Consider the following 7479-nt stretch of genomic DNA (forward strand, 5'->3'; position numbering starts at 1 on the left):
ACCCTGTGGGCGACATCTTTCGCGAAGACCTGCATACCCTGTGGCGCTTCAGCGAAAGGCGTCGCCCACAGGGTGGGCTCCTACGGTGGGCTTGTGCTCGTTGGCCGGTGCCCGGATATATCTGACAACGCCCCAGAGCCCGCCCCGATGACAGGCCTCCGCTTCGACAACGCCTTCACCCGCGAGTTGCCCGCCGACCCGGATACCCACCTTGCCTCGCGCCAGGTGAGCGGCGCGGCCTTTTCCTGGGTCGAACCGACGCCCGTGGCGGCACCCCGCATCGTGGCCGTGTCGGGCGAGGTCGCGGCCATGCTCGGGATCGACCCGGCGCGGCCGGACTTCGCGGAGATCTTCGCGGGCAACGCCAGCATCCCGGGCATGACCGGTTACGCCATGGCCTACGGTGGCCACCAGTTCGGCCACTGGGCCGGCCAGCTCGGCGACGGCCGCGCGATCGGCCTGGGCGAGGTCCTGACCGCGCACGACGGGCGCCAGGAGCTCCAGCTGAAGGGGGCAGGGCGTACGCCGTACTCGCGCGGCGCCGATGGCCGCGCCGTGCTCCGCTCATCGATCCGCGAGTTCCTGTGCAGCGAGGCCATGCACCACCTGGGCGTGCCGACCACGCGCGCGCTTTCGGTCGTGGCGACGGGCGACCAGGTCGTGCGCGATGTGATGTACGACGGCAACCCGGCTCCGGAGCCTGGCGCCATCGTCTGCCGCGTCGCGCCGAGCTTCCTGCGCTTCGGCAACTACGAGCTGCCCTCGTCGCGGGGAGACACGGCGTTGCTGCGGCAGCTGGTCGACTTCACCGTCCGCACGCATTTCCCTGCGATCGACGCGCTGCCGGAAGCGGAGCGCAATGCCGCTTTCTTCCGCGAAGTGAGCACGCGCACGGCCCGGCTGATGGCCGAATGGATGCGCGTGGGCTTCGTCCACGGGGTGATGAACACCGACAACCTGTCGATCCTGGGCCTCACCATCGATTACGGCCCGTACGGCTGGATCGACGACTTCAACCCGGACTGGACACCCAACACGACGGATCGCCAGCACCGCCGCTACCGCTTTGGCAACCAGCCGCAGATCGGCTACTGGAACCTGCAGGCGCTGGCCCAGGCGTTGTCGCCGCTGTTCGATAGCGCGGAGCCGCTGCAGCGGGGGCTCGACGCGTACGTCGAGACCTTCGAGGCGACCGACGCGGCGTATTCCGCCGCGAAACTCGGCCTGCTGCATGCGCGCGACGGCGACGACGAGCTCATCGCCGACCTGCGTGGCGTGCTGACCGCGGGCGGCATGGACATGACGATCTTCTACCGCGACCTCGCGTCGCTGGACGTGCATGCCCCACATGCGGGCGTGCTGGGCGCCGCGTTCTACAGCGAGGCGCAGCGCGTGGCGGTCAGCGAACCACTGGATGCGTGGCTGAAGCAGTACGCGCAGCGGGTGCGCGAGGACGAGGCCTCCGAGGGCGAGCGGCTCGCGCTGATGCACGCGAGCAATCCGCGCTACGTGCTGCGCAACTACCTCGCCCAGCAGGCGATCGACAAGGCAGAACAGGGCGATAACAGCGGCGTGACGGAGCTGCTCGAGGTCCTGCGTTACCCGTACGAGGCGCAGCCCGGGAAGGATCACCTCGCCGGCCGCCGGCCCGACTGGGCCCGCGACCGGGTCGGCTGCTCGATGCTTTCGTGCTGTAGCTGACAAAACGTCGTCGGAGCCCACCCGGTGGGCGACATCTTTCGCAAAGCCGCCACCGGGCCCGGGGGGCCTTCGCGAAAGGCGTCGCCCACAGGGTGGGCTCCTACGTTGGTTGCCTTTGGTTGTGGGCAGGCGTGCGGGCTTAGCCCCGCGCAAACGCCAGCAGGTCGGCGTTGAACTTGTCCTGCTCGGTGGTCACCAGGCCGTGCGGGGCGCCCGGGTATTCCTTCAGCGTGCCGTTCTTCAGGCGCTTCACGCCCGAACGGGCGGCGGCGTCGATCGGTACGATCTGGTCGTCGGTGCCATGGATCAGCAGCACGGGCACGTCGATCTTGTCGAGGTCCGGGCCGTAATCGACTTCCGAGAATTCGCGGATGCAGTCGTACTGGCCCTTCAGGCCGCCCATCATGCCCTGCAGCCAGAACGATTCGCGCACGCCTTCGGAAACCTTGGCGCCATCGCGGTTGTAGCTGTAGAACGGCATCGTCAGGTCACGGTAGAACTGCGAGCGATCGTTCCACACGCCATCGCGGATGCCATCGAACACGCTCTTCGGCAGGCCCAGCGGATTGGCTTCGGTCTTGATCATCTGCGGCGGCACGGCGCCCACCAGCACGGCGCGCGCAACGCGCTTCGTGCCATGGCGGCCCATGTAGTGCGCCACTTCGCCACCACCGGTGGAATGGCCGACCATGATGATGTCCTTCAGGTCCAGCGCTTCGATCAGGGCGTGCAGGTCATCGGCATACGTATCCATGTCGTTGCCGTCGAACGTCTGCGTCGAGCGGCCGTGGCTGCGGCGATCGTGGGCGATCGTACGGAAGCCGTTGTTCGACATGAACATCATCTGCGCATCCCACGCATCGGCGCTGAGCGGCCAGCCATGCGAGAACACGACCGGCTGGCCGTTGCCGAAATCCTTGTAGAAAATCTCGGTGCCGTCTTTGACCTTGATATAGGGCATGGGGATGGATCTCCGGTGAAAAAAGTCGGGAAGGCAGAGTCTGGCGGCTGGCCGGGTGTCGTTATTGGACAAATCTGCGGGCTCCGTACAAAACGCTAGAATGGCGGGTCCAAGACCTCATGGAATCACCGACGTGTCCGCCGGTTCCGCCTCCGACGCCGCGCTTGAAGCGCTGTTCGTTCCCTTCGCCACCGGCGAACTCACGCTGCCGGCGCAAGGCGGCGTGCTGATGCTGCGTGCCCGCGAAGGCGTGGCCCTGCGCGAACACATCCGCGCCGGCTGGGTGCTGCAACAATCATTCGCCCCCGCCGCCAACGCACTCGCCCGCCACAAATACGACGTCATCACCGATCCCTCAATGGCCGACGCAGCCCCTGTGGGAGCGCGCTTGCGCGCGATGGCGCACACCGCCACGTACGAATTCGTCCTCGTCCTCCCGACACGCCAACGCGAAGAAACCCGCCTGTTGTTCGCCCAGGCCATGAGCGTCGTTTCACCCACCGGCATCGTAGTCGCCAGCGTCCCCAACACCGAAGGCGCCAAGACCGCCGAAGCGGACCTCGCCCTGCTAGCCGGAAGCGTCAGCCAGCTCTCAAAGCACAAATGCCGCGTCTTCTGGACGCGCCCCGGCGCGGCCCCGGATGCCACGCTGCTCGGTGAATGGCTCGCGCTCGACGCGCCCCAGCCGATCGCCGACGGCCGTTTCACCAGCCGCCGCGGCCTGTTCGCCTGGGATCGGATCGACATCGCGTCGGCCTTGCTCGCCAGCGTGCTCCCCAACGACCTGCGCGGGCGCGTCGCGGATCTCGGCGCAGGCTTCGGCTACCTCGCCTGCGAAGTGGTCGAGCGTTGCGCACAGGTGACGTCGATCGACCTCTTCGAGGCCGAAGGGCGCGCCCTTGAGCCGGCCCGGACGAATATCGCCGCGGCGGTCGCACGCAGCGGCCGCGCGATCGACACGCGTGTGGTGTGGGGCGATGTCACCCATGGCGTGGATGGCCGCTACGACGCCATCGTTTCCAACCCGCCTTTCCACCAGGGCCGTGCCGACCAGCCTGAGCTTGGCCGTGCCTTCATTGTTACCGCTGCCCGCGCGCTGGCGCCGGGCGGCCGCTTCTGGATGGTCGCCAATCGCCATCTCGCGTACGAGGCCACGCTCGCCGCCTGCTTCGGGCAGGTACGCACCGTGGTCGATCGCGATGGCTTCAAGGTGATCGAAGCGAAGGATCCCCGCCCATGAAACTCGTAAGACTCCTTGCCAACCTCGGCTACGGCAGCCGCAAGCAGGTCGCCCAGCTCTTCCGCGAAGGCGCGGTGACCGACGCCAGCGGCGAGGTGCTGTACGCCGACGACAAGGTCGAGCACGCCGATGTCCGCTTCGAAGGCGAGCCGCTCGACCCGCCGCAGGGCATGCTGCTGATGCTCAACAAGCCCACCGGCTACACGTGCTCGCGCAAGGACGTGGGCCGGCTGGTCTACGACCTGCTGCCGCCGCGCTTCGGTGTGCGCAACCCCGTGCTCTCCACCGTGGGGCGGCTCGATCGGGATACGTCCGGCCTGCTGCTGTTCACCGACGACGGCCAGCTGCTGCACCGGATCATTTCGCCGAAGAGCGAACTCGGGAAGGTGTACGAAGCGACCCTGGCCGAAGACCTGAAAGGCAACGAAGCCGAGGTGTTCGCCGCGGGCACGCTGATGCTGGAAGGCGAAACCGATCCGCTGGAACCCGCGTCGCTCGAAGTGCTCGGGCCACGCCACGTGCGGCTCACGCTCACCGAAGGCCGCTACCACCAGGTCCGGCGGATGTTCGCCGCCGTCGGCAACCATGTCGAGACGCTGGAGCGCACCGCCCTCGGCGGCCTGACGCTCGGTGGTCTCGAGCCGGGCAAGTGGCGCTTGCTGACGGAAGAAGACATCCGCGCGATCTTCGGCTGACGCGTAGGAGCCCACCCTGTGGGCGACGCCGTTCGCGATGTCGCCGCAGGGCCTGTTGCGGTGGGGCGAAGGATGTCGCCCACAGGGTGGGCTCCTACGTGATGGGTGCTTGCTGCGAGCGCCCATCGCGCGCAAGCGCGCTCCCACAAGGGCCGGGTCTCGGATGTGGACGCCACGTGCACGCGCGGTGCAGTATCCCAGACCACCTTTCATCCGTTTGGGGAGTGCAAGATGAGAAAGTTCGCAATCGTAGCGGCCGGGCTGCTGGTGTGTGGCGCGGCGCAGGCGGCCGACAAGAGCGTGACGGTGCCGATGACGATGGTCTCGGTTGACGGCAACGGCGCGTCGGTGGGCTCGGTCAAGATCAGCGAAAGCGCTGGCGGCCTCGTCTTCACCCCGGACCTCAAGGGCCTGCCGGCGGGCGAGCATGGTTTCCACCTGCATGAGAAGCCGAGCTGCGCGCCGGGCGAGAAGGACGGCAAGAAGGGCGCCGCGCTGGCGGCCGGTGGCCACTTCGATCCGGCCAAGACCGGCAAGCACGAAGGTCCGGACGGCATGGGCCATGAAGGCGACCTGCCGAAGATCACGGTGGGTGCCGACGGCACGGACACGACGGCAGTGACCGCCCCGCACCTGAAGAGCCTGGCCACGCTGAAGGGCCACGCGCTGATGATCCACGCCGGCGGCGACAACTACTCCGACGAGCCCAAGCCGCTGGGCGGTGGCGGTGATCGCATCGCTTGCGGTGTGGTGAAGTAAGCAGCAGCGTCGGCGTTATCGCGATAGATGTCGCCCACAGGGTGGGCTCCTACGGCCGTCGTAGGAGCCCACCCTGTGGGCGACGCCTTTCGCGACGACCTGTGAAGGCCGTCAGAACAGATCGACCGTACCCAGCGCCACAGGCGCAGCCAGTTCACCGCGGGCCGTAAGCGCCTCAAAGCCCTGCACGCTGTTCCGACCGTTCTGCTTGGCGTAGTACAGCGCCTTGTCCGCGCGATCCAGCACGATCTCGGGGTAATCGTGCTCGCTGATCCGCGCGTAGCCGATGCTCACCGTGACGTGGCCGACCTGCGGGAACGACCAGCGGGCGACATGCTCGCGGAAACGCTCCAGTGCATTGGCGGCCGAGAACTCGTCCTCCGACGCCAGCAGCATCACGAACTCCTCGCCACCGAACCGGAACAACACGTCGTTCTGGCGGAAGCAGGCGCGCATCTGCTGCGCGAGCATCAGGATCACCTCGTCGCCGTAGACATGGCCCCAGGTGTCGTTGATGCGCTTGAAATGATCGATGTCGAGGATCGCGAGATAGATCTGCGCGACATCCTCGCTGGCGCTGCGCCGCTCCTCGTCGCGACGCAGCGCGCGGGCGCGCTGGCGCTGGAGCTTCAGCAGCCGCTGCAGGCGCTGCTCGAAGCTGCGGCGGTTGTACAGGCCAGTGAGCTTGTCGCGCTCGCTCTCGTTGAGCAGGGCGATGTAGTTGGCATAGATCCGGGCGAAGCCCTCGACCATGGTGCGCACGCTATCCAGCGTGTCGTCGGCCTCGAGCATCAGGGCGCCGATCGCGACATGGTCGCGGATGATCGGCACGACCAGGCGGCAGCTGCCGTCGTCGGTCACGTCGGAGATGACTTCCAGCGTCTCCATCGAGCAGACGATGGTGTCCACCGGGTCGCCATCGCGCATGGGCTCCAGGGCTTCGACAACGCACTGGCCGTCGCCGTTGCGGGTGCAGACGGTCAGGGATTCAACGGGGTGTTGCAGGCTGTCGCCCGCCTTGCACAGGGTCACGCTCTTCACCGCGACCAGTTCGGCCATCGACAGCACGAGGCTGTGGTCCAGCGCGTCGATATCGCGGTGATGGGTGAACTCCGCCACGGAGGCGAGGAGCCTGGATTCCGGCATGCCACCGGCGAGCGAGTGCCAGGCTGAACTCACGGCCGGCCCATGCCCGCGGCCAGCAGGCCACGCTTGATCGTATGAAGTCGCACCGAACCCATCCTCCCCCGAGAAGGCCCCCTGTGAGCCCTGGTGATCGCGACGCGCGAAGGAGCCGGCGGGCTCCCCAGCAAGTTATAGCGACCGGAAAGCCGGTAACTTTAGTGCAAATTCTCGCGGAATGGTGAGAACTGTGAACTGAGTCGCATGCGACGGCCTTCACATTTGGCACGACCCCTTGTAGGAGCCCACCCTGTGGGCGACGCCGTTCGCGGGAGACCAACAGGTCTTGCGGCGCTATCGCGAAAGATGTCGCCCACAGGGTGGGCTCCTACAGAGGCTTCCGGCTCCGGCGGGACGGTTGGGCCGATTAGCGCGACGGCCAGGTCGTGAGCAACCCCCGATCCACCCCAACCCGGTGACACGATCGCGTCGCGACCCCATCGGTCAGGGCGGCGCGGAACAGCGGCGCCATGCCGCGCAGCGTTCGCGCCGCGACCCGGCCCTTGATGTGGTCGGCCGGGCTGCGGCGCAGCAGCTCGCTCGCCCAGGGCGGCAGCAGGTAGGCGCCGGCGTGGAGGAAGATGTCGCGTGACAGGCCGGCGAGCGGGACGGGCAGGTCCAGGTCGGCGAGTACCTCGAGGACAACCCGGGTGCGCTCGGTATAGGCGAGGGTGGGGATCACGCTGCGCACGTAATCGTCCAGGGCCGCGACCGAGCCGGGGACATCGCGGGCGCCCAGCGCCTCCGCGATGCGTCGGGTTTCATTGAAGTAGGCATCGGCCGCCGCCGGCGGCACCTCCATCGGGCCATAGGCGCGGAAGCCGGCCAGGAAGCTGGACATCTCGCTCACGTGCACCCAGGTGAGCATGTCGGGGTCATCGGCGGTGTAGGGCACGCCCGCCTCGTCGACGCCGCGCACCTGCGCGTGGATCGTGCGGACC

The 7479-nt window shown here is 67.6% G+C and carries 7 protein-coding genes; 4 read left to right on the plus strand and 3 right to left on the minus strand.

Annotated elements, in window-relative coordinates; genetic code table 11:
* The first annotated feature begins 147 nt into the window (after positions 1–147).
* On the plus strand, positions 148–1701 hold the full coding sequence (locus tag ACTHLF_RS18930; protein ID WP_440329421.1) for a protein adenylyltransferase SelO: 1554 nt from the start codon (positions 148–150) through the stop codon (positions 1699–1701).
* A 139-nt stretch (positions 1702–1840) separates the two neighbouring features.
* On the opposite strand, the gene ACTHLF_RS18935 is transcribed toward ACTHLF_RS18930, so the two are convergent.
* The gene (locus ACTHLF_RS18935) at positions 1841–2662 is read right to left on the minus strand and encodes an alpha/beta fold hydrolase (protein ID WP_440329423.1); all 822 of its coding nucleotides are present in this window, start codon (positions 2660–2662) and stop codon (positions 1841–1843) included.
* A gap of 133 nt (positions 2663–2795) precedes the next feature.
* Between ACTHLF_RS18935 and ACTHLF_RS18940 the strand changes: the two genes are divergently transcribed.
* The 3 genes from ACTHLF_RS18940 (at position 2796) to sodC (ending at position 5356) form a co-directional block, all read left to right on the plus strand.
* Positions 2796–3902, plus strand: coding sequence for a class I SAM-dependent methyltransferase (locus ACTHLF_RS18940; protein WP_440329425.1), 1107 nt, complete (start codon positions 2796–2798; stop codon positions 3900–3902).
* Complete coding sequence (locus tag ACTHLF_RS18945; protein ID WP_440329426.1) at positions 3899–4597, plus strand: pseudouridine synthase; 699 nt, start codon at positions 3899–3901, stop codon at positions 4595–4597. Before ACTHLF_RS18940 ends, ACTHLF_RS18945 begins: the two co-directional genes overlap by 4 nt.
* A 231-nt stretch (positions 4598–4828) precedes the next feature.
* On the plus strand, positions 4829–5356 hold the full coding sequence (gene sodC, locus ACTHLF_RS18950) for a superoxide dismutase [Cu-Zn] SodC (RefSeq protein WP_440329428.1): 528 nt from the start codon (positions 4829–4831) through the stop codon (positions 5354–5356).
* Positions 5357–5467: 111 nt separating this feature from the next.
* Here the strand turns inward: sodC and ACTHLF_RS18955 are convergent, their stop codons facing one another.
* Together ACTHLF_RS18955 and ACTHLF_RS18960 are read right to left on the minus strand one after the other, a co-directional pair.
* Positions 5468–6535, minus strand: a complete 1068-nt coding sequence (locus tag ACTHLF_RS18955; RefSeq protein ID WP_440329429.1) for a GGDEF domain-containing protein — start codon at positions 6533–6535, stop codon at positions 5468–5470.
* A gap of 370 nt (positions 6536–6905) precedes the next feature.
* A partial coding sequence (locus tag ACTHLF_RS18960) for an oxygenase MpaB family protein (protein ID WP_440329430.1) occupies positions 6906–7479 on the minus strand: 574 nt, incomplete at its 5' end.

Origin of the sequence: Luteibacter sp. (assembly GCF_051958795.1) — a bacterium.
In the GTDB taxonomy this organism is placed as follows: Bacteria; Pseudomonadota; Gammaproteobacteria; order Xanthomonadales; family Rhodanobacteraceae; genus Luteibacter.

Bases quoted from the DNA above. Each gene is read 5' to 3' on its own strand.
- ACTHLF_RS18930 (WP_440329421.1), top strand. From the start codon at position 148: ATGACAGGCCTCCGCTTCGACAACGCCTTCACCCGCGAGTTGCCCGCC.
- ACTHLF_RS18935 (WP_440329423.1), bottom strand. From the start codon at position 2,662: ATGCCCTATATCAAGGTCAAAGACGGCACCGAGATTTTCTACAAGGAT.
- ACTHLF_RS18945 (WP_440329426.1), top strand. From the start codon at position 3,899: ATGAAACTCGTAAGACTCCTTGCCAACCTCGGCTACGGCAGCCGCAAG.
- sodC (WP_440329428.1), top strand. From the start codon at position 4,829: ATGAGAAAGTTCGCAATCGTAGCGGCCGGGCTGCTGGTGTGTGGCGCG.